This is a genomic window from Ensifer sp. ENS03 (assembly GCF_014852035.1).
GTDB classification, from domain to species: domain Bacteria; phylum Pseudomonadota; class Alphaproteobacteria; order Rhizobiales; family Rhizobiaceae; genus Ensifer; species Ensifer adhaerens.
In genome coordinates, this window is the sequence record NZ_JACVAV010000018.1 from 1 (window position 1) to 22188 (window position 22188).

At 62.9% G+C, this 22188-nt stretch carries 18 protein-coding genes; 4 read left to right on the forward strand and 14 right to left on the reverse strand.

Features of this window, described 5'->3' with window-relative positions:
* Positions 1-944: lipoprotein-releasing ABC transporter permease subunit (locus IB263_RS32880; protein ID WP_192439568.1), on the forward strand; the 944-nt coding region annotated here is incomplete at its 5' end.
* A 164-nt stretch (positions 945-1108) separates the two neighbouring features.
* On the opposite strand, the gene IB263_RS32885 is transcribed toward IB263_RS32880, so the two are convergent.
* The gene (locus tag IB263_RS32885; protein ID WP_034795326.1) at positions 1109-1576 is read right to left on the reverse strand and encodes a DUF5680 domain-containing protein; all 468 of its coding nucleotides are present in this window, start codon (positions 1574-1576) and stop codon (positions 1109-1111) included.
* Positions 1577-1659: 83 nt separating this feature from the next.
* On the reverse strand, positions 1660-2229 hold the full coding sequence (locus IB263_RS32890) for a hypothetical protein (protein ID WP_192439569.1): 570 nt from the start codon (positions 2227-2229) through the stop codon (positions 1660-1662).
* Positions 2230-2647: 418 nt separating this feature from the next.
* Between IB263_RS32890 and dnaE the strand changes: the two genes are divergently transcribed.
* Positions 2648-6145: a DNA polymerase III subunit alpha gene (dnaE, locus tag IB263_RS32895; protein ID WP_192439570.1), complete on the forward strand. Its 3498-nt coding sequence runs from the start codon at positions 2648-2650 to the stop codon at positions 6143-6145.
* 109 nt (positions 6146-6254) lie between these two features.
* On the opposite strand, the gene IB263_RS32900 is transcribed toward dnaE, so the two are convergent.
* From IB263_RS32900 to IB263_RS32915, 4 genes are all read right to left on the reverse strand, one after another.
* Positions 6255-7484 carry a L,D-transpeptidase family protein gene (locus IB263_RS32900; RefSeq protein ID WP_192439571.1) on the reverse strand — a complete coding sequence of 410 codons (1230 nt, stop codon included), beginning with the start codon at positions 7482-7484 and terminating at the stop codon, positions 6255-6257.
* 139 nt (positions 7485-7623) lie between these two features.
* Complete coding sequence (locus IB263_RS32905) at positions 7624-8916, reverse strand: DNA polymerase IV (protein WP_089045727.1); 1293 nt, start codon at positions 8914-8916, stop codon at positions 7624-7626.
* 167 nt (positions 8917-9083) lie between these two features.
* Positions 9084-9725 (reverse strand): hypothetical protein, encoded by a 642-nt coding sequence (locus IB263_RS32910; protein ID WP_192439572.1) that lies wholly within the window; start codon positions 9723-9725, stop codon positions 9084-9086.
* Between the two features lie 2 nt (positions 9726-9727).
* On the reverse strand, positions 9728-9997 hold the full coding sequence (locus tag IB263_RS32915) for a DUF3572 domain-containing protein (RefSeq protein ID WP_034795349.1): 270 nt from the start codon (positions 9995-9997) through the stop codon (positions 9728-9730).
* Positions 9998-10153: 156 nt separating this feature from the next.
* Between IB263_RS32915 and IB263_RS32920 the strand changes: the two genes are divergently transcribed.
* Positions 10154-10525: a response regulator gene (locus IB263_RS32920; RefSeq protein ID WP_003537642.1), complete on the forward strand. Its 372-nt coding sequence runs from the start codon at positions 10154-10156 to the stop codon at positions 10523-10525.
* Positions 10526-10542: 17 nt separating this feature from the next.
* Positions 10543-11910 carry a PleD family two-component system response regulator gene (locus IB263_RS32925; RefSeq protein WP_113505879.1) on the forward strand — a complete coding sequence of 456 codons (1368 nt, stop codon included), beginning with the start codon at positions 10543-10545 and terminating at the stop codon, positions 11908-11910.
* Positions 11911-12489: 579 nt separating this feature from the next.
* On the opposite strand, the gene rpmG is transcribed toward IB263_RS32925, so the two are convergent.
* The 8 genes from rpmG to plsY all read right to left on the reverse strand — a co-directional run bounded on the left by rpmG (position 12490) and on the right by plsY (position 22162).
* Entirely contained in the window at positions 12490-12657 is a 168-nt protein-coding gene (gene rpmG / locus IB263_RS32930) for a 50S ribosomal protein L33 (protein WP_034795357.1), read from the reverse strand.
* 93 nt (positions 12658-12750) lie between these two features.
* Positions 12751-13935: an MFS transporter gene (locus tag IB263_RS32935; RefSeq protein WP_034795359.1), complete on the reverse strand. Its 1185-nt coding sequence runs from the start codon at positions 13933-13935 to the stop codon at positions 12751-12753.
* A 13-nt stretch (positions 13936-13948) separates the two neighbouring features.
* Positions 13949-14653 carry an NUDIX hydrolase gene (locus tag IB263_RS32940; RefSeq protein WP_060583546.1) on the reverse strand — a complete coding sequence of 235 codons (705 nt, stop codon included), beginning with the start codon at positions 14651-14653 and terminating at the stop codon, positions 13949-13951.
* Complete coding sequence (locus IB263_RS32945; RefSeq protein ID WP_034795645.1) at positions 14650-15105, reverse strand: DUF983 domain-containing protein; 456 nt, start codon at positions 15103-15105, stop codon at positions 14650-14652. Before IB263_RS32945 ends, IB263_RS32940 begins: the two co-directional genes overlap by 4 nt.
* Before the next feature lie 26 nt (positions 15106-15131).
* A complete protein-coding gene (rnr, locus tag IB263_RS32950; RefSeq protein WP_192439573.1) occupies positions 15132-17504 on the reverse strand; it encodes a ribonuclease R in 2373 nt (790 codons plus the stop codon).
* Positions 17505-17506: 2 nt separating this feature from the next.
* Entirely contained in the window at positions 17507-20173 is a 2667-nt protein-coding gene (gene topA / locus IB263_RS32955) for a type I DNA topoisomerase (protein ID WP_060522211.1), read from the reverse strand.
* 229 nt (positions 20174-20402) lie between these two features.
* Positions 20403-21551: a DNA-processing protein DprA gene (gene dprA / locus IB263_RS32960; protein ID WP_192439574.1), complete on the reverse strand. Its 1149-nt coding sequence runs from the start codon at positions 21549-21551 to the stop codon at positions 20403-20405.
* Positions 21551-22162 (reverse strand): glycerol-3-phosphate 1-O-acyltransferase PlsY, encoded by a 612-nt coding sequence (gene plsY, locus IB263_RS32965; protein WP_060583553.1) that lies wholly within the window; start codon positions 22160-22162, stop codon positions 21551-21553. Before plsY ends, dprA begins: the two co-directional genes overlap by 1 nt.
* Positions 22163-22188 lie beyond the last annotated feature (26 nt).

Genomic DNA, 22188 nt, shown 5'->3' on the forward strand with positions numbered 1-22188 from the left:
TTCTGGCGCAAGGGGTCGGTGACAGTTCGACCGGCGCGCTGGTGCGCGGCATCCGCGCCGACGACTTGAGCAAGATGAAGTCGGTTTCCGGCCACATCCAGTCCGGTGATCTCGTCGGCTTTGCCTCTGGCTCTGGCGTGGCGATCGGCTCGCGCATGGCCGAACAGCTTGGCATAACGGTCGGCGGTACCATCACGCTGACCTCGCCCAACGGCGACGTGACGCCGCTCGGCATGAACCCGCGTGTGAAAGCCTATACCGTCTCGGCAATCTACGAGATCGGCATGTCGGAGTATGACGCGACGATCATCTTCATGCCGCTTGAAGAAGCGCAGCTGTTCTTTAACGCCGAGGGACTGGTCCAGTCGATCGAGATCTTCGTCGAGCATCCTGATGTCGTTGAGGAGTTGCGCCAGCCGATCGAGGATGCGGCCGGACGGCAAATCTTCATCACCGACTGGCGCGACCGCAACAAGACTTTCTTCTCGACGCTCGAGGTCCAGAGCAACGTGATGTTCATGATCCTGTCGCTGATCGTGCTGGTCGCGGCACTCAACATCATCTCCGGCCTGATCATGCTGGTGAAGGACAAGGGCAGCGACATCGCGATCCTGCGGACCATGGGCGCGACCTCCGGCTCGGTGATGCGCATCTTCTTCATGACGGGGGCTGCAATCGGCGTTGCCGGAACGGTCGCGGGCGTGGCGCTCGGCGTCGTCGTCTGCCTCAACATCGAATCCATCCGACAGTTCTTCTCCTGGATCTCGGGAACGACGATATTCAGCCCTGAGCTTTATTTCCTCAACCAGCTCCCGGCCGATATGAACGCAGACGAGACCGCACTCGTCGTCGTCATGGCGCTGACCCTTTCCTTCCTCGCCACGATCTTTCCGGCCTGGCGCGCCTCGCGCCTCGATCCGGTGCAAGCCTTGCGTTACGATTGACCCCACGCTGTGACTTGCAACGTCGTTTCTTGAATGAATGCGTGCGTCTGACACAGCGATTACCAGCTTCGCCGGCGATCCGCGGCGTTTGGCGTCCAAAGCGCGCCGCGATCCTTCAGATTCGCGAACCGCTGCGCGCTCTTGCGTCACTTGCTGCCTTGCCCTCAACGCCTGATCAGACCGCCGCGATAGTCGAGCTCGTAGGCTTCCTCGCCGTCGACGAAGATGACCTCATGCCCGGAAAAATGTGAGGTGTCGCCGCGGCTGTTGTCGATGTAGTAGCCATGGGCGTGCCGGAACTCCGTGCCGCCGAGGAAATGCCGCTTGTCGCGGTACATCGCCTGAAGCGCCGCCCTGATGACGACGCCTGCCTTTTCGCCGTTTATGAGGTCAGGACGGATGATCCGGCCGAAGTAGTTCATCGCCCAGTGCGGCTCGTCATTCTGCCACACGGTCTCCTGGCCTGCGAAATCGGTCCCGCCGAAATAGCTGTCGAGGTAGCGCCAGCTATCCCGCTCGTAGCCGATGTCGTGGGAACCCGGGCGTGACGACGGTCGCTGCCCGCCGCCGCCGACATAGGTTTTTGATTTGGCTTCAACGATGAATTCTCTGAGTGCTTCGAGCGCGGCCATGATTGTTCCTCATACGTTCGCGCCGGAGGATGTCGCGATCCGCTGAAGTTGTAAAGAACAAATGGAGAACAATCACCCAGTTATTACGGACCGCACGCCTTCTGCCCGCGATCGTCGCTCCAGTCCTTGAGAAGGATGAGCTCGCCTTTCGCGGTGATTGGCTTGTCGTTCGATTTGCCCTTGCCCGTCAGCACGTTGAGGTCGCATTGCGCGGTGTTGTCCGGATCGAGCGTATCGTAGGACGAGTAGGTGTAGCCCGCCACGACGAAGTCGAAGTTGCGATAGGCGACCGTCAGCTTCTGTTCCCAGCGGTCGCGCCCGATGGCATCGTTCTGACTGGTGATGAGCAACGAGCCGCTCGGCAGCGCCTCGATCGACGGCGCTTGGCCGACGAGTTCGAACTGACCCCAGACCTTGTTCGGAATGGCCGACTTTAATGCCAGCGCGCCGTTGTCGCCGGTGAGGTAGAGATAGATGCCGTTGTCCTCGTCGCTGCCTTGGGCGGGTCGTACGATGAGCGCGAGATCCTGGCTCCCGTCCTTGTTCCAGTCGCCGCTCGCCGCCGAGACGATGCGGGCGGGGTCTATCGTCTCTGCTGCGGAGACGGTGGTCGGAAGCAGGATCAGCAAGGGGAGAATCAGGCGTGCAAGCATGTCGGAGCGCTCCGCGTGGTCGTTCCTCTTGATATGCGGGCGCCGCGCTTTCCTCAAGCGGCTTCGTCGTCAGTTAACCTGCATTCGGGCGCGATGTTAACCATCGTGAACAGAATGCCTGTGCACTGCTTGACGCGCGAACAAAAATAGAACAAAGTAAAAACATAACGGAAAAGGAGCCATGTTATGACTGATTTTGTTCGTGACCTCGCCGCCTTCGCGTCGATGAGCCTGTTCATCGCAAGCATCTCTTTCATTGCGCTCGGCCTCTGAAGGCGGGCGTCAACATCTTCTCTCAAGCACCTCCGCAAAGCGTCTCATCCCCGTTGAATAAGGGGGACGACATGCCAGGGGAATCTGGACATGACGGGCGATAAACGGGATATCCTTCCGACGGGACAGGAATCAGGGTGCGACAATGGCAGACGACAGCAAGGCAGCATCGAGTGAGGCGCTCGGCACGGATCCGCAGTTCGTGCATCTGCGCGTCCACTCTGCCTTCTCCTTGCTCGAAGGCGCTCTGCCGCTGAAGAAGGTCATCGGCAAGGCGGTCGCCGATAACCAGCCGGCGATCGGGATCGCCGACACCAACAATCTTTTCGCAGCCCTTGAATTCTCGCAGAAGGCGGCCGGTGACGGGCTGCAGCCGATCACCGGCTGCCAGCTGGCGATCGACATGGAAGACGAGACCGAGGGAGATCGGCGCGGCCATGGGCATCAGCTCGCAAAGCTGCCATCGATCGTGCTCATCGCCGCCACAGATAACGGCTATACGCGCCTCGTCGATCTCGTCAGTCGTGCCTATCTGAGCGGCGAGGGCAGCCAGGCGACGCGCATTACGCGCTCCTGGCTTGGCGAATGCGGCACAGAGGGCTTGATTGCGCTGACCGGCGCGTCCGGTGGCCCGGTGGATATCGCCATGAAGGCGGGCTCCACGGCGCTCGCCGAAGCGCGTCTCGAAGCCTTGCATGATCTCTTTGGCGATCGGCTCTATATCGAGCTGCAGCGCCACGGTGGCCACGACCGGCGGCACGAGAGCCGGATGATCGAGCTTGCCTACAAGTTCGACATTCCGCTTGTCGCCACCAACGAAGCCTTCTTCCCGTCGCCCTCCGACTATGAGGCGCATGACGCCCTGATGGCGGTAGCGCACAACGCCATGGTGTCGGACGACAGCCGGTTCCGCCTGACACCGGACCATTATCTGAAGAGCCGCAAAGAAATGGCGGCGCTGTTTGCCGATCTGCCCGAGGCACTGGAAAACACGATCGAGATCGCCCGACGCTGCTCCTTCATGCTGAAGACCCGTGGGCCGATCCTGCCGCGCTTTACCGGCGCGACGGCGGATCCGGAGGAGGCCGAGCGCGCCGAGTCGGACGAACTGCGTCGCCAGGCGGAGGAGGGCCTCGAAGACCGTCTCGCGAGACTCGGTATGGCGCCCGGCTACACCCAAGAGGAGTACCGCGAGCGCCTGGCCTTCGAATTGAGCGTCATCGAGCGCATGAAATTCCCCGGCTACTTCCTGATCGTTGCCGACTTCATCAAATGGGCCAAGCAGCACGACATCCCCGTCGGGCCGGGCCGCGGCTCGGGCGCCGGCTCGCTCGTCGCCTATGCGCTGACGATCACCGACGTCGATCCGATGCGCTTCTCGTTGCTGTTCGAACGCTTCCTCAATCCCGAGCGCGTCTCGATGCCCGACTTCGACATCGACTTCTGCCAGGACCGGCGCGAAGAGGTGATCCGCTACGTTCAGCGCAAGTACGGTCGCGAACAGGTGGCGCAGATCATCACCTTCGGTTCGCTGCAGGCCCGTGCCGCCTTGCGCGACGTCGGTCGCGTGCTCGAAATGCCCTATGGTCAGGTCGACAAGATCTGCAAGCTGGTGCCCAACAACCCCGCCAACCCGACGCCGCTTTCCAAGGCGATCGAGGAGGAGCCGCGCCTGCAGGAAGAGGCCGAGAAGGAGCCGGTGGTCGCCCGCCTTCTCGATATCGCCCAGAAGATCGAAGGCCTTTACCGCCACGCCTCGACCCACGCCGCCGGTATCGTGATCGGCGACCGGCCGTTGTCGCAGCTGGTGCCGATGTATCGCGATCCGCGCTCCGACATGCCGGTCACCCAGTTCAACATGAAGTGGGTCGAGCAGGCCGGTCTCGTCAAGTTCGATTTCCTCGGCCTGAAGACGCTGACGGTGTTGAAGGTCGCGGTCGATTTCGTCAAGCAGCGCGGCATCGAGGTCGATCTCGCGAGCATCCCACTCGATGATCTGAAGACCTACGAGATGCTGTCGCGCGGCGAAACGGTCGGCGTGTTCCAGGTGGAAAGTGCCGGCATGCGCAAGGCGCTGATCGGCATGCGGCCCGACTGCATCGAGGACATCATCGCACTCGTGGCGCTCTATCGCCCAGGCCCGATGGAGAACATCCCGGTCTATAACGCCCGTAAGCATGGCGAGGAAGAGGTCGAGTCGATCCATCCGAAGATCGACCACCTGCTCAAGGAAACGCAGGGCGTTATCGTTTACCAGGAGCAGGTGATGCAGATCGCCCAGGTGCTCTCTGGCTACTCGCTCGGCGAGGCCGATCTTCTGCGCCGCGCCATGGGTAAGAAGATCAAGGAGGAGATGGACAAGCAGCGCGCCCGTTTCGTCGACGGCGCCGTCAAGAACGAGGTGTCGAAGCCGCAGGCCGACCTCATTTTCGACCTGCTCGCCAAGTTCGCCAACTACGGCTTCAACAAGTCGCACGCGGCGGCCTATGCGATCGTGTCCTATCAGACCGCCTACATGAAGGCGCACTATCCGGTGGAGTTCCTGGCGGCGTCGATGACGCTCGACATGTCCAACACCGAAAAGGTCAACGACTTCCGCCAGGATGCCAAGCGTCTGGGCATCGAGGTGATCGCCCCGTCGGTACAGACCTCGTTCCGGCACTTCCAGACGGGCGAAAGCCGCATCTATTACTCGCTTGCGGCGATCAAGGGCGTGGGCGAGTCAGCGGTCGAACACATCGTCGAGGTTCGAGGCGACAAGGCCTTCGCAAGCCTCGAAGACTTCTGCCTCCGGATCGACCCCAAGCTGCTCAACCGTCGCGTTTTTGAAAGCCTGATTGCCGCCGGCGCCTTCGATTGCTTCGGCTACGACCGGGCGGAGCTGGTCGGCGGGCTCGATCGTATTCTCGGGTTTGCCCAGCGGGCTCAGGAAAACAAGACGAGCGGGCAGAGCGACATGTTCGGCGCAGGGGCGGCCACCGGGCCGGAGCGCATTGCGCTTCCGACCTACACGCCGTGGCTTGCCTCGGAAAAGCTGCACCGCGAGTTCCAGGTTCTGGGCTTCTATCTGTCTGCCCATCCGCTCGACACCTACAATGCGCTGCTCGCCAAGATGCGCGTGCAGACCTTCGGCGATTTCGCAGGCGCTGTGAAGAAGGGGGCGACGGCCGGAAGGCTCGCCGGAACCGTAACCTCGAAGCAGGAGCGCAAGACGCGCACCGGCAACAAGATGGGAATCATTGCCTTCTCGGATTCCTCCGGCCAGTTCGAGGCGGTACTGTTCTCCGAGATGCTGCACCAGTATCGAGACCTGCTCGAGCCCGGCAAATCACTGGTCATGACCGTGGCTGCGGAAGAGCGGCCGGAAGGCATCGGCCTGCGCATCCAGACGCTGCGTTCGCTCGAAGAAGAATCGCTGCAACTGCAGAAGGCGCTGCGCGTCTATGTGCGCGATTCCGGACCGCTGAAGTCGATCGCCTCGCACCTCAACACGAAGGGCGACGGGCTCGTCTCCTTCGTCGTCATTAAGGACAATGGCCAGCGCGAGATCGAGGTTGAACTGAACGAGAAGTTCCGGATTTCGCCGGAGATCGCTGCAGCATTGCGCTCGGCGCCGGGCGTCATCGACGTCGAACTGGTGTAATCCGAGGCGGGGCTCCGCTGAATTGCAGTGGAGCGGCGATTGAGCCGGCTTGGAACCTATCGACCCGCGGCGGGACGCTCGCCGGGTGCTTGTCTGCCGGTCTCGCAGATCAGTCGCCGGGACGTGTCCGAGTAATGGTGATGAAGTCGGTGCCCTGACCGGTCTCCAACCCGCTTTCCACATCGGCAATCGAGAGCGACGAGCCCTCGGCGAGCAACGCTTCCACGCGCCTGCGCACATCGTCGGAGATCGTCATGCGCGCCAGCGTGCGCTGGATACCGTTATAGGCGAAGGGATCGGCCTCCGTGGAGATGCCGAGCCGCTTCTTCGTCGAGGCGGGCAGGTGGTTCTCGAGCGAGACGCCGAACCATTTGCCTTCGGCACCTTCTTCTTCATTGTGCCGGAACTGGAGGAAATGCGTTCCGAGCGCCTCTTCCGGCTTGTCGATCGTAAGCCCGGCTTCAAAGAGCGGCTTGAACCCTTGCCGCACGAGGATCTTGCCGTTCTGCGGCGGCGTACGGCCGGCCTTGCGCAGGAGCCTGTCGGTCAGGTCCGGTGTCAGCTTGCCGTCGCCGTCGATGCCTTCGCTTGCCTGGAAGGCACGCAGGGCCGCAATCGTCGCCGGCCCGGCATGGCCGTCGATCGCGCCCGGCGCGTAGCCGAGGAAATCCAGGGACGTCTGAACCTCGCGCATGGTGTCGCGGGTATCGCTGCGGGTGATGAGGATACGGATCGGCTCCTCGGTGGATCGCGCCGAATTGGCGCCGCCGGGCGGCTCCCGCATCGCCACTTCCACCGGCGCATCGCCGGCCTGGCTGATCGCCGGTCTGAGCGGCACGTCGGAAAGCGGCGGCTGGAGATCGATCGGGGCCGGGCGGAAGAGTAGGGCGCTCTTGACCTCCAAGGGCGTTATCTGCCGGTCGGAGATCAGCACGTGCACGCCGCGCTCGGTCAACTTGTAGAGCGAGGCAGCAAATTCACTCGGCAACCGCACGCAGCCATGGGACGCCGGATAGTCCGGCACATGGTTGGAGCCATGCAGAGCAATGCCCGACCAGGTGAGCCGCTGCATGAACGGCATCGGCGCGTTCGAATAGATGTTCGACTTGTGATGACGCCGCTTTTCCAGGATCGAAAAGATGCCCGATGGCGTCGTGTGGCCCGCCTTGCCGGTCGAGACCGGTGATGTCGCAATGACAGCGTCGCCGTCATAGACGACGAGCGATTGCTGATCTTTCGAGACGATGATCTGCAGCGGCCCGCGACTGCCTGCAAAGCCGGTAGCCGGCGACCAAAGCAGTGCGACGACGCTGGCGGTGAGAGCGAAACGCGATACCATACACTCAACCCAACACGTGACTTGGCGAACAAACCTAGCCTTCAATCTTTAAGGAATTCATCCTGCTGTGTGGGCTGTCGATCAAGGTTGCGTGATCGCTTTGCGAAGCGTGCCTGCTCGGGCAAGCACGCTTGCGGTCTCACGGATCGCGTTTTCTGGTGCCGAAAGTGTAGCCGGTTTCGACGCTCGCCTTGCCGAATTTGTCGCGCAGCTTGTTGATCGCGTCCTCGGCCGCAGCGCGCCTGGTGGCCGCGGGATCGACGAGATCGGGCGGATCTGCGAGATCCGGGGCGGAGAGATCGCTGACGCCGATGCCGATCAGCCGATACTTCGTTCCGTCCGCCTCTTTTTCGAGAAGTTGCAGGCCGATGCGGAAAATGCGGTCGGCAAGGCGGGTAGGGCTATCCAGGCGCCGGTTGCGGGTGCGGATCTTGAAGTCGGCGGTTTTGAGCTTGAGAACGACCGTCTGGCCGGCGAGTTCTGACTTTCGCAGCCGGTGGGCCACTTGCTCGCTGAGGCGCCGCAGATGCGTGACCAGGTCGTCATAGCGCGCGATATCGTCGTTGAACGTCGTCTCTGCGGAAACGCTCTTGGCTTCGCCGTCGATTTCGACCGCTCTTTCGTCGAGCCCGCGCGATAGGCGAAAGAGCCGCTGCCCCATGGTGCCATAGCGCCGCATCAGGTCGCCTTCCTCCATGGTCTGCAATTGCCCGATCGTGCGCACGCCGTCACGCTCCAGCGTGGCGGCAAAGGCCTTGCCGACGCCCCAGATCAGGGTCACCGGCTTCTCGCGCAGGAACTCCAGCGCCTCGGCTTGGCCGATGACGGAAAAGCCGCGCGGCTTTTGCAGGTCGGACGCCACCTTGGCGAGAAACTTGCAATAGGAGAGGCCGACCGAGACGGTGATGCCGACTTCCTGCTCGATCCGGCGGGCGAGCCGCGCGAGCGTGCGTGCCGGCGGATCGTGATGCAGTCGCTCCGTGCCGCTGAGTTCGAGGAAGGCTTCGTCGATCGACAGCGGCTGCACCAGCGGGGTCAGTTCCTGCATCAGCGTGCGCACCTCGCGGCCGACGCGGGCGTATTTCTCCATATTGGGCTTGATGACGATGGCCTGGGGGCAGGCTTCCAGCGCCTTGAACATCGGCATGGCCGAGCGCACGCCGTGAATGCGGGCGACGTAGCAGGCGGTGGAGACCACGCCGCGCTTGCCGCCGCCGATGATCACCGGCTTGTCCGCAAGCTCCGGGTTGTCGCGCTTCTCGATCGAGGCATAGAAGGCGTCGCAGTCGATGTGCGCCAGCGTCAGGTCATAGAGCTCCGCATGCCGCAGAATGCGCGGGCTGCCGCAGGCAAGGCAGCGCCGCACCGACGCCGCCTGTTCCTTGAGGCAGTCGCGGCAGAAGCCTGGAGAGTGAGCAGCGCTGTCGAGCATATCGGGAACAAATATTGAACATTGCGACCTTAAGCTCTACTCTAGCGAGTCTCAAGGAGGCGAGATTGGAAATCACATTGCAATTGTCGCCGTTGAAAAGGATCGCCGGGCTTGGTTCGCGCAGCGCCGGGGCGCCTGAATTTGCGCCGACGGGCAGCCGATCCGGGTTAGCCGCGGAAGTGCACGCGAATGGCTGCAGCTGCCTCCGGCCAGTCTGCGACGGCGCGGATGTCGGCGTCGAGCTTCGGCGCGAGCGCCTTGAACTCCGAGTCGGCCATGAGGTTTATCGGCAGGCAGGTCGGCGCGTGATCCTTCACCGATCGCAGGTTGCGAAGCATGTCGTCGATGAAGACGAGGGGGACGGTACGGCTGCCGTGAAGTTTTTGGACGATCGGCCCCTTCGGCTCTTCGGACGCAAGCAGCGGATAGGGCAGGCCGAGCCGGTCAAGAAGAGCGCGACGAACGGCGGCGTGCTGCGGCGGCATCGCAGTCAGAAAGACGATATCGGCTTCCTCCGACAATGCGGCCAGGGTCTCGACGACCTTGGCGGCGGGCGTTTGCCAACGATCCTGCGAGCCGTAGAAGGTGTCGAGCAGGATCTTGACCTCTGGCTCCGTCACCGGCTGCTCGTCCGCGTGGGTGATGATGTTGCCGGTCAGGCGAAACGATCGGGGCAGCAGGACATGGCCGCAGCTCCCAAGGAACGCTTTGAACGGATTGATGAATTCAAGCACGACATCATCGATGTCGCTGACGATCAGCGGGCGGTTTCCAAGCGTGATGCTGTGAGCTGTCGGCGCGTTTGCCACCCTCAATCCTCGAAGCCTGCGTGGCCGGAAAGTGCCATATGGGCGCGCACGACGTCTTCAGGCGCCGTACCGGTCGCCGTGCAGAATGCCATCAGGGTCGGCTCATGGTCCATCAGAAAGGCGACGAGCCCGCCCATGAAGCCGGGTTCGGCAATCGCGTTGCGCAACGCCGTTGGGTCCGTGCCGGTCAGCGCCAGAAAGCGGGACAGAAGCTCAGGCTCGCCGGCAAGCCAGGAGAGAATGTCGATGGCGATTTCGTCGGCGCTCTTCAATGGTTTGTCCCCGTATGGTTTTTACGTGCGGAGTTACCTATTTTTCAACCAAATAGGCCTATCTCTGACGTTGAGGAAATGGGTCGAGTCGTCGGCTCCGCACGTTAATTGTCCTGAGGAGACTTGCAAGGTGACGATGGACAGCAAGGGATCGACATGCCCAAACAGGTGATGATTGTTGAGGACAACGAGCTGAACATGAAGCTCTTCCGCGACCTGATTGAGGCCTCCGGCTATGCGACGATCCAGACTCGCAACGGCATGGAGGCGCTCGAGCTCGCGCGCAAGCATCGGCCCGATCTCATTCTCATGGACATTCAGCTGCCGGAGGTTTCCGGTCTGGAAGTGACGAAGTGGTTGAAGGAAGACGATGAGCTGCACGTCATCCCGGTCATCGCCGTGACCGCCTTTGCGATGAAGGGCGACGAGGAGCGGATCCGCCAAGGCGGGTGCGAAGCCTATGTCTCCAAGCCGATCTCCGTACCGAAGTTCATTGAGACGATCAAAACCTACCTGGGCGATGCCTGAGCGGCGGGAAAATTGATATGACTGCGCGTATTCTTGTTGTCGATGACGTTCCGGCCAATGTGAAGCTGCTCGAAGCCCGGTTGCTTGCCGAGTACTTCGACGTGCTGACGGCCAGTGACGGTTATGCCGCCCTGGCGCTCTGCGAAAAGACGCCCATCGACCTGGTGCTGCTCGATATCATGATGCCCGGTCTCGATGGTTTCGAAGTCTGCGAGCGGCTGAAGGCGAACCCGAAGACGGCACATATCCCGGTTGTCATGGTCACCGCGCTTGACCAGCCTTCTGATCGCGTGCGAGGTCTGAAGGCCGGCGCCGACGATTTCCTGACGAAGCCCGTCAACGATCTGCAGCTGATGTCGCGGGTGAAGAGCCTGGTGCGGCTGAAGAACGTCAGCGACGAGCTGCGCCTGCGGGCCCAGACGGCGCAGACGATCGGGCTTGAAGATGTTGGCCGGGCGGACCGGCCTGACGAGCCCGGCAACGTCCTGCTCGTCGATGGCCGCGGCTCGTCGCAGGAGCGGCTGCAGCGCGCCCTCAAGCCGATTGCCGAGGTCTCGGTCATCTCCGATCCGCAGGCGGCATTGTTCGAGGCGGCGGAGAACAATTTCGACCTCGTTATCGTCAATGCGAATTTCGACGACTACGATCCGCTGCGGCTCTGCTCGCAGTTGCGCTCGCTGGAGCGCACCCGTTTCATCCCTATCCTGCTGATCGCCGAGCAGGGCAGCGATGAGTTGGTCGTCCGCGCGCTCGATCTGGGCGTGACGGACTATCTGATGCGGCCGGTCGATCCCAATGAACTGATTGCCCGGTCGATGACCCAGATCCGGCGCAAGCACTGCAATGACAGGCTGCGGGCGAGCGTGCAGCAAACCATCGAGCTTGCCGTCACCGACGGCCTCACCGGGCTGCATAACCGGCGCTATTTCGACACGCACCTGAAACTGCTGATGGATCGGGCTGCTGCGCGCGGTCGGCCGCTGTCCATCTGCATGACCGATATCGACCGCTTCAAGCAGGTTAACGACACCTACGGCCATGACGTTGGCGACGAAGTCTTGCGGGAATTCGCCAATCGCATCCGCACGACGGTGCGGGGTGCCGACCTTGCCTGCCGGTTCGGCGGTGAAGAGTTCATCGTGGTGATGCCGGATACGTCAGCCGAAATGGCGGCCGGTGTCGCCGAGCGTCTGCGCACGATCATCGAAAGCCTGCCATTTGCGATCCCGCAGGCGGACGGCCCCCTGAAGGTCACCGCGTCCATGGGGATTGCCACGCTCAGGCCCGGCAGCGACACGGCCGAAGCGCTGCTGAAGCGCGCCGATACGGCGCTCTATCAGGCCAAGCACGAAGGCCGAAATCGGGTGGTGGCAGCCGCCGCCTGAGCCGCGCCTGCTGCGTTTCTGGCCTCAAAGCACCCCAGGGAATATCTTTGCCCGCCTCTTGCGGCCTGCATTCAAAGTTGTATTCTCGCGTCACCTGTTGCTACCGGGGAGTTTGGGTGGCAGCAGAGATCATGCAGTGTGCCTGTCCAGGTCTGATACAGAATTAACCATGCGCCGAGCGGCACCGCTCCGCGCATTAAGAATTCGTTGATTTTTTTTTATTTTCAGGTGATGCTCATGAAAGAGGGGGCATCCAGCCTTCTGCGATATTCGTTACCCCATGATGCTCAGGTCCGCCGCATCTCCTGGGTCGTGGGGTCGGTCGGTTGGCTTTTGGCGTCCGCGGAATCCTCGTGCCGCAGTCAGAGGCCAGCCGACCCCCTTTCCGACACGCCGTCCCGCCTTCGGGGCGGCGTTTTGATTCTGGGGGAATAGCAGGGGCGGGCGAGCCGTTTCCTCCCTCTGGCGTGGAACCCGTTTCACTCAGCGCCTATGCGAGATGCTCAGGGCATTGGCCTAAAAAGGAAAGGGCGCCTGACCTTGCGGTCGGCGCCCTTCAATTCCCGTAAACCGGCGATCTTACTTGATCTTGGTTTCCTTGAATTCGACGTGCTTCTTGACGACCGGGTCGTACTTGGTCTTCGTCATCTTTTCCGTCATCGTACGGCTGTTCTTGGTCGTGACGTAGAAGAAACCCGTGTCGGCTGTCGAAAGCAGCTTGATCTTGATGGTGGTGGCTTTTGCCATGGTCGTCCTGCCTTTGTAACAATGAAAGCCGTGGACAACCGGTTGCGGGCCACGGGCAAGGTTGGCGCGAAACTACAAATCGCGGCCGAAAAGTCAAGACCGTTTTGGTTTCAAAACGATCCTGACCACCGAAAGCGCGACATAGAGACCGAAAAAGCCGGCGATCGCCCAGGCAAAACCGTTGTTGCCGGTGGCGTCCATTGCCGCGCCGATCGCCTGCGGTCCAGCGACGGTACCGACGGCGTAGGAAAACACGAAGGCCGCGTTGGCGGCGGCGAGATCCGCGCCCTGAAGCCGTGAGCCCAGGTGGCTGAGGCCGACCGTGTAGAGGCCGGAGACACAGCCGCCCCAGAACAACAGCACAATTGCCATCAGGAACCAGCTCTCGACCAACAGCGGCAGGAACAGCGCGCCGATAAGACCGATCAGCGTCATCGCCGAGAGCAGTGTGCGCCGGTCTTTGACCCTGTCGGAGAGCATGCCGACCGGGATCTGGAAGATGAAATTGCCGACCCCCATGACCGTTAGCAGAAGCGCTGCCTGCGATTCGCTGAAACCGGACCGCGTCCCGAAGATGAGGAACAGCGAGAGACCGCCTGATTCGACCGCGCCGAATATGAAGACGGCAGCCGTTGCCGTGGGCACGAGGAAGACGTAGCGCAGGAAATGCCGCTCGGGCTTCTCGTCGATGACGGGGCTTTCGTCGCGCGCGAGGAAAATCGGCACGGATGCCAGGAGGATGACGCCGGCGCCGACGAGGAAGGGCAGGAGGCCTTCGCTGCCGAGGATCGAAAACAGCAGCGGGCCGGTCAGGAACCCAAGCGACAGGAATGTGCCGTAGATCCCCAGCACGAAACCGCGCTTGCTCGGCGGGGCCGTCGCGTTGATCCAGAACTCGGAAAGAATGAAGAGGACGGTGATCGCTCCGTGGAAAACGATTCGGAGCGGGAACCAGAGCCAGAAATTGGTGATGTAATAGAAGCCGAGCGCGCTGGTGGCCGCGATTAGCACGGCCCATAGCATCGTTGGCGCTACGCCATGCCGGTGGGCGAACTTCGTCGTGAAGGGGGCAGCCACCATCGATGCCAGGCCCGCCATGGCGGAATTCAAGCCGATGAGGGTCGAGGAAATTCCGCGCTTCTCCATGATGATGGATAGCAGCGGCAGGCCGAGGCCGATGGCGATGCCGACCGCGCTGATGGCAGCAACGGCCGCGATCAGCGACCGCCAGTGAATTTCCTCAACCGGTGCAGCCGTACCGGGCGATGGCTGTGACATCTGACGCGGATCCTTAGAGCAATGTGCGCACGAAGCGCCCATGGCGCGAGGTATAGAGTGGAACCGGTCGTTCGCAGGGCAGCGAAGGATCGGCGTCCAGTCCGTTCCTGAGGTCCGCGAGGATGACCGCGGTGATGTCAGGTATCCGTAGCGACGGAGTAACGTTCACATCGATCCACTGCAAATCCTGAAGCTCCCGACTGTCCAGGAACCGCGTAGGATCGATTTCGGCCTCGTCGGCGAACACGGCGAAGAAACGCGTATCGAACCGCCTCGTGTTGCCTGGAGGGGTGATGGCCCGAGCCATATAGCGCAACTTTGCAAGATCGGGAAGAAAGGGAACGGGAGCTTCGGCCGAAGGAAGCGGCGCGCCTATGGCGATGCCGGCTTCCTCGTAAAGTTCACGCAGGGCGGCAAGCGCGAGCGCGCGCGCCCGGGCATCCGACAGTCCGCGCGCGCCGGCCACCTTCAGCGTTCGCAGGACGGAGGGATGGAGATCGGAGCCGAAGCCAATTCGATGATCGCCGGTATCGCGGCGTCCGCCGGGGAACACATAGAGATCCGGCATGAAGGCGTGCGCACTGTGGCGCCGCCCCATAAGCACACGCACGCGGCCGCCAACGCGATCGAGCAGCATGATCGAAGCGGCATCCCGGGGCCGCATGGTCGCGGGACGCGGAGGCTTGGGTTCGTTGCCCGTCTCCCGCGCCGGCCTCATGCCCGTTCGTCTCTCGGGGGCAACACGTCCTCAGGCGCATCTTCGTGTCCGCCGAAGCCATGCATCTTCAGCGCCCATTGCAGGCCGATGACGGCGCCTTTTACAGGCTGCAGCAGCGCCAGCGAACTGATGACGGTGATCGGTGCCCAGATGGCGAGATGCTGCCAGCTGTTGAGCGGAAGGATGAGGTCGGTCGCCATGTAGCCGGCAAGCACGAGGTGGCCGACGATCGTGACGACGATATAGGGCGGGAAGTCGTCGGCGCGGTGGTGGTCCATGCGCTCGCCGCAGGCCGCGCACGTCTCAACCGACTTGAGGTAGCTGCGAAACAGCTTGCCGCTGCCGCACGCTGGACAGCGGCCGAGAAAGCCGCGCTTCATCGAAAGACCAACGGAGCGCTCGTCGCTTTTGGACCCGCCCAGATGAAGTGTTTCGCCTGACGCCGCTTTCATGTGCATTCCTCTGTCCTATCGGGACCCTATCGCCGGCCGCGCGGCGGCCGTGTTCCCGGCTTCTTCCGGGCGCCGGTGCGATCCCTGCGACCGGACTTGTGGAAGGAGCGCGTTGCCGTCGGCATCTTGCGTCCTTCGCTGATCATCTCGAAGCGGAGCGCACCCGCAAGCGGCACGGCCTCGACGAGCTTGACACGTACCGGATCGCCCAGGCGATAGCCGAGCCCAGTCTTCTCGCCGGAAAGCGCCTGATGCGCCTCATCGTAGATGAAGTAGTCGCGTCCAAGTGTTGATATCGGAACGAAGCCGTCGGCGCCATAGGCCGGCAGGGTGACAAAGAGTCCCGCCTTGGTGACACCGGAAACGCGGCCGTCGAATTCCTCCCCGACGCGACCGTTGAGATGATGCGCGATCAGTCGGTCGACCGTGTCGCGCTCGGCCGCCATGGCACGGCGCTCGAAAGTCGAGATCTCGGCGGCGATGTCGTCGAGTACGGCCTCTTCCTGCGGTGTCAGCCCGCCTTCGCCAAGGCCGAGCGAGGCAACCAGCGCCCGGTGCACGATCAGGTCGGCATAGCGCCGGATTGGAGACGTGAAATGCGCGTACTTCAAAAGGTTGAGGCCGAAGTGCCCGATGTTCTCGGGGCTGTAGATCGCCTGGCTCTGCGAGCGCAGCACCATCTCGTTGACCATGGTCTCGAAGGGCTTGCCTTCGGCCTTGGCGAGAATGCCGTTGAAGTGGTTCGAGCGCATGTTCCCGCCCTTGACGAGCGAGATGTCGAGAGTCGCCAGGAATTCGCGCAGGCTTTCCTGCTTGGCAAGCGAGGGCTGGTCGTGGACGCGGTAGATCAGCACCTGGCGCTTCTGCTCCAGCGTCTCGGCGGCGGCAACGTTCGCCTGGATCATCATTTCCTCGATCAGCTTGTGCGCGTCGAGGCGTTCGGGAACGAAGACACGGTCGACCGTACCGTCGGGTTTCAGGATGATCTTGCGCTCGGGCATGTTGAGCTCGAGCGGCTGGCGCCGGTCGCGGCCGCGCGTGAGGATGCGATAGCCTTCCCAGAGTGGCTTCAGGATCGTCTCGAGGATCGGCCCGGTCTTGTCGTCCGGATTGCCGTCGATCGCTGCCTGCGCCTGCTGGTAGGAGAGCTTTGCCGCACTCTTCATCATGATGCGATGGAAGGTATGGCCGGCCTTCCGGCCTTCCTTGGAGAAGCGCATGCGCACGGCAAGCGCCGGGCGATCGACGCCTTCCTTGAGCGAGCAGAGGTCGTTGGAGATGCGCTCGGGCAGCATTGGCACGACCCGATCGGGAAAGTAGACCGAGTTGCCGCGCTTCAGCGCTTCAAGGTCCAGAGCGGACTTCGGACGCACGTAGTAGGAGACGTCGGCAATCGCCACCGTGACGATGACGCCGCCGGGATTGTCCTCGGACGGATCCGGCTCCGCATAAACGGCGTCGTCATGGTCCTTGGCGTCGGCCGGATCGATGGTGATCAGCGGCAGCGTGCGCCAGTCCTCGCGGTGCGCCATGGTGGCGGGGCCTGCGGCGTTCGCCTCCTCGATCACCCGTTCCGGGAAAACGTGGGGAATGCCGTGGGCATGGATGGCGATCATCGAGATCGCTTTCTCCGAGGCGACCGAACCTAAGACGGTCTGCACCTGCGCGCGCGGCAGACCGTAACGGCCGAGACGCGACAGCTGCACCTCGACCAGATCGCCGTCCTCAGCGTTGCCCGTGAACTCCGGATCAACAAGTATTTCCTCGCCGCGCTTTTCGATCGGCATCAGGCGGCCACCGCCGCCGGGCGTCGAGCGGAAAACGCCGAGCACGGCATCCTTGCGCTTGTCCAGCACCTTGATGATGCGCGCCGTATAGGCCGGGCCGCCCCGTTCCTTGGCCGGGAAGATCTTGGCGAGAACGCGGTCGCCGAGACCGCCGACCGGAGCCTTGCCCTTACCCTTGGCGACGGCGGATTGCTTGATCAGCACCGCCGGTGCGACGCCGTCGTCGTCGAGCCATTCGGCCGGGCGGCCGATCAGCTCGCCATCGACATCGCGGATGGTGATGTCGAGCACGGTCACCGGGGGCAGGGCGCCCGGACGCACCAGCGACTTGCGCTTCTTTTCGACCAGGCCGTCGACTTCCAGCGACTTCAGCAGGGCCTTGAGTTCGACACGGGTCTCGCCCTTCAGGCCGAAAGCCTTGGCGATTTCGCGCTTGGAGGCGCGGTCCGGGTTTTCAGCGATGAAGCGCATCAGCACGTCACGCGGCGGGACCGCGCCGTGGATGATCGGCTCGCTTGGCTGGGCCGATCCGGCCTTTGCCGCGCGAGCAGGCTTCTTGCCCTGGCTTCTCTTGCCGGACTGTTCGGTCGGGTCGCGCGGTATTCTGGTCAAGATCAGTCCTTCTTGGCCTTGGCGGCCGTCTTTGTTTTGCTCTTGGCGGGCGCCTTGGCCTTAGCCTTGGTCGCCTTGGCGCCGTCCTCGGACTTCGCCGCTGCCTTGGTCGTCTTGGCCTTGGTCGCCTTCCCCTTGGCCGTTCCGCCCTTGGCAGCACGCTCCGAGATCAGCACAAGTGCCTCCTCGACCGTCACCGACTGCGGATCCTTGCCCTTCGGCAGGGTGGCGTTGACCTTGCCCCAGTTGACATAGGGGCCGTAACGGCCGTCACGAACGGTGATCGGGCCACCGTCGGGATGGTCACCGAGTTCCTTGAGCGACGCGGCAGCGGTGCGGCCCCGGCCGGCACCGGCCTTCGACTGCTTGTCGGCGAGAACCGAGACGGCGCGATTGAGGCCGATCGAGAAGACGTCTTCGATCGATTCGAGGTTGGCATAAGTGCCGTCGTGCAGCACGAACGGTCCGTAGCGGCCAAGCCCGGTTGAGATCATCTTACCGGATTCCGGATGGGCACCGATATCGCGCGGCAGCGACAGCAGCGCGACCGCCTTCTCATGGTCGATCGTCGACGGCGTCCAGCCCTTCGGCAGGCTCGAGCGCTTGGCTTCCTTGCCGTCGCCACGCTGGACATAGGGGCCGAACCGGCCGCTCCTGAGCGTGATTTCCTCGCCGGTATGCGGATCCTTGCCGAGCGCCTGCGGTTCGTTCGAGACCGCCGCCTCCTCGCCGTTGCTGTCGGAGGAAAGCTGGCGGGTGAAGTTGCACTCCGGATAGTTCGAGCAACCGACGAAGGCGCCGTACTTGCCGAGCTTCAGCGACAGCTTGCCGGTGCCGCAGACCTGGCAGATGCGCGGATCGCCGCCGTCCTCGCGCTTGGGGAAGACCAGCGGCGCCAGTTCCTCGTTCAGCGCGTCGAGCACGTTCGTGACGCGCAGTTCCTTGGTTTCCTCGATCTGGGCGAAGAAATCCTTCCAGAAGTCGCGAAGCACGTCTTTCCAGTTGACCTCGCCGGCGGAGACCTGATCGAGCTTTTCTTCGAGCGACGCGGTGAAGTCGTAGCCGACATAGCGTGTGAAGAAGCTTTCCAGGAACGCTGTCACCAGCCGTCCCTTGGCCTGGGGGATGAGCTTGCGCTTGTCGTTGGTGATGTAGTCGCGATCGAGCAGGGTCGTGACGGTGGCGGCATAGGTGGAGGGACGGCCGATGCCGAGCTCTTCCATCTTCTTGATCAGGCTTGCTTCGGAATAGCGCGGCGGCGGCTCAGTGAAATGCTGCGAGGCATTGATCTTCTGCTTGGCGAGGTTTTCGCGCGCATTGATCTCCGGCAGGCGGCCATCCTCGTCGCCGTCATCAGTCTGTTCGCCGTCTTCCTTGGCATCCGTATAGGCAGCGATGAAGCCGTCGAAGCGGATGACCGAGCCGGTGGCGCGCAGACCGGCCTTCTGGCCGCCATTGTCCGCAGTGATTTCCGCGGTCGTACGCTCGATCTCGGCCGATGCCATCTGGCTGGCGATGCCGCGCTTCCAGACGAGGTCGTATAGCCTGAGCATGTCGCCATCGAGGAAACGGCGAACCTGGTCCGGCGTCCGGTTGAAATCGGTCGGGCGGATGGCCTCGTGCGCTTCCTGGGCATTCTTCGCCTTGGTCGAATAGAAGCGCGGCTTTTCCGGTAGATAGCGGTCGCCGAACTGGCTGGCGATCGCAAGGCGCGAGGCTTCGATCGCTTCCGGCGCCATCTGCACGCCGTCGGTACGCATATAGGTGATCAAACCGACCGTCTCGCCGCCGATGTCGACGCCTTCATAGAGCTTCTGCGCGACCTGCATGGTGCGCGAAGCGGAGAAGCCGAGCTTGGAGGAGGCGGCCTGCTGCAGTGTCGAGGTGGTGAAAGGCGGCGACGGGTTGCGCTTGACCGGCTTTGCTTCGATGCTATCGACCACATAGGCGGCGCCATCGAGCAGGGTCTTGAGACGATTTGCTTCTTCGCCGTTGCCGACAGCCTTCGGCGCAAGACGCTTGCCATCGGCCGAAACGAGACGCGCCTCGAACTCGTCGCCGCGCGGCGTCTTCAAGAGCGCCGAGATGTTCCAGTACTCCTCGGAGATGAAGCGCTCGATCTCGTTTTCACGATCGCAGACGAGGCGCAGCGTCACCGACTGCACGCGGCCAGCCGAGCGGGCGCCCGGCAGCTTGCGCCAGAGCACCGGCGAGAGGTTGAAACCGACGAGATAGTCGAGTGCGCGGCGCGCCAGGTAAGCGTCGACCAGCGAGGTGTCGATGTCGCGCGGATGAGCGATCGCTTCGAGAACGGCCTTTTTCGTGATGGCGTTGAAGGCTACGCGCTTGACCGGCTTGTCGCCGAGCACCTTCTTCTTCTTCAGAAGGTCAAGTACGTGCCAGGAAATCGCTTCACCTTCGCGATCCGGGTCGGTTGCGAGAATGAGGCCGTCAGCGGATTTGACCGCGTCGGCGATGTCCTTCATGCGTTTCGCCGAGGCACTGTCGACTTCCCAGGACATCTCGAAGTCTTCGTCGGGACGGACCGAACCGTCCTTCGCCGGCAGGTCGCGCACGTGACCAAACGAAGCCAGTACCTTGTAGCCGGGGCCCAGGTACTTGTTGATCGTCTTTGCCTTGGAAGGCGATTCCACCACTACAACATTCATCGTCATTTTCTGAGACAACCGGTCCTGGTTCGGCGTCAGCGCCGTTTGCGCCGTACTTCGCCTGATATCGACGCCCCGAAATGGACAGGGATTCGAACGGGGTCAAGGGGGTTCGCCCAAAATAACGAAGAGAGGCCAGTGGGCGAACCATGCGGAAACACGCTGAATCTGCGATCTGAAACGCGTGATTGGTCCCGCTGGCGTGCCCGCCTGTGGCTGTGGCTTGTCATCATTCGGGCGTCGCGAGCGACACGAGGCCGCCAGCATGGCGATCAAGCCGACCGGCCAGATCAAGTTCCAGCAGAAGCAGATAGACCTGAGCCGGCGAAAGCCCGGTGTGGCGGACGATATCGTCGATCTCGACCGGCGTCGGGCCGAGCGCGGTGCTGACCGCGGCGCGGTCGCTGTCGCTCGCGCTCGCCGGAACACCAGCCCGCGCCTGACCATCCGGTTCCCGCACGCCCGGCAGCGGCAGCTCCAGCTGGCTGAGTGGCGCCAGCGCCTCGATCACGTCATCCGGGCCGGTCGTGACGATCGCGCCCTGTTTCAGGAGATCGTTGGTGCCATGGCAGCGCGGATCGAGCGGCGAGCCGGGAACCGCAAAAACGAGCCGGCCGAAATCGGCGGCGTAGCGCGCGGTGATGAGCGAGCCGGAGCGGTGCGCGGCCTCGACGATCGCAACGCCGAGGCTGATGCCGGCGATCAGCCGGTTGCGGCGCGGAAAGTCGCGCGCCCGTGGCTCCCAGCCGAAAGGCATTTCGCTGATCGCGAGGCCCCGACCGGCCGTGATTTCTTCGAGCAGGCCGACGTTCTCGGGCGGATAGGGGCGGTCGAGACCGCCGGCAAGGGCTGCGATCGTGCCGGTATCAAGGCTGGCGCGGTGGGCAGCCGTGTCGATACCACGCGCAAGGCCCGAGGTCACGACATAACCGGCGCGGCCGGCGTCGCACGCAATCATCGCCGCAAACTTTGCGCCGCTGACCGACGCGTTGCGCGAGCCGACAATGCCGAGCGACGGGCGGCCAGCCGCGCTGAGATCGCCTTTCATCGCGAGCAGAGGGGGAGCACCGTCGATCTGCCTGAGTGCCGAGGGGTAGGCTGCTTCGCCGATGCCGATGAAGACAGCGCCATGGCGTCGGGCAGCTTCGAGTTCCCGTTCGACCTCGCTTACGGAAGCCACACGATAGGTCTGCCTGGTTCCACCGCGCCGCGACAGTTCAGGCAAGGCGTCGAGCGCATTTTCCGCGGTGCCGAAATGGTTGATCAGGTCGCGGAAGGCGATGGGGCCGACATTGTCGCTGCGGATCAACCGGAGCCAGGATATCTTCTGTCGTTCGGTCAGCGCCACTCCGTTTCGTCCTGCGCTGGCCTCAGACATTATCCCTTGTCTCCGATCTTGCTTTCCGTGCCGGCGAGCAGCCGCTGAATGTTGGCGCGGTGCTTCACCCAGGTGATGACCGTCATGGCGGTAAAGAGGAGGGCGACCTTCTCGTTGCCTGCCGCGTAAAGTAGAACCGGAATGATAGCCGTTGCAACCAGGGCGGACAATGAGGAGTAGCGGCTGATTTTCGCCATGCCGAGCCAGATGACCGCGAAGGCAAGCACCATGAGGGGAGCAAGGCCGAGCAGGACGCCGATATAGGTGGCGACACCCTTGCCGCCCTTGAAGCCAAGCCAGACCGGGTAGAGATGGCCAATGAAGGCGGCAAAGCCCGCGGCGATTCCCGCCTCGACGCCCCAGTAGGATGCGATGAACGCTGCGGCGGAGCCTTTCAGGGCATCGAGCAACAGCGTTGCGGCAGCAAGCTTCTTGTTGCCGGTTCGCAGCACATTGGTCGCGCCGATATTGCCGGAGCCGATCTTGCGCACGTCGCCGAGCCCGGCCATGCGCGTCAGGATCAGTCCGAACGGGATCGAGCCAAGGAGATAGCCGAAGGCAAGGCTTAAGAGCGTAAAGGGCAGCCCAAGCTGCCAGGACAATAGATCCACCGGTTCCCCTCCCGCGCGACCGCTTT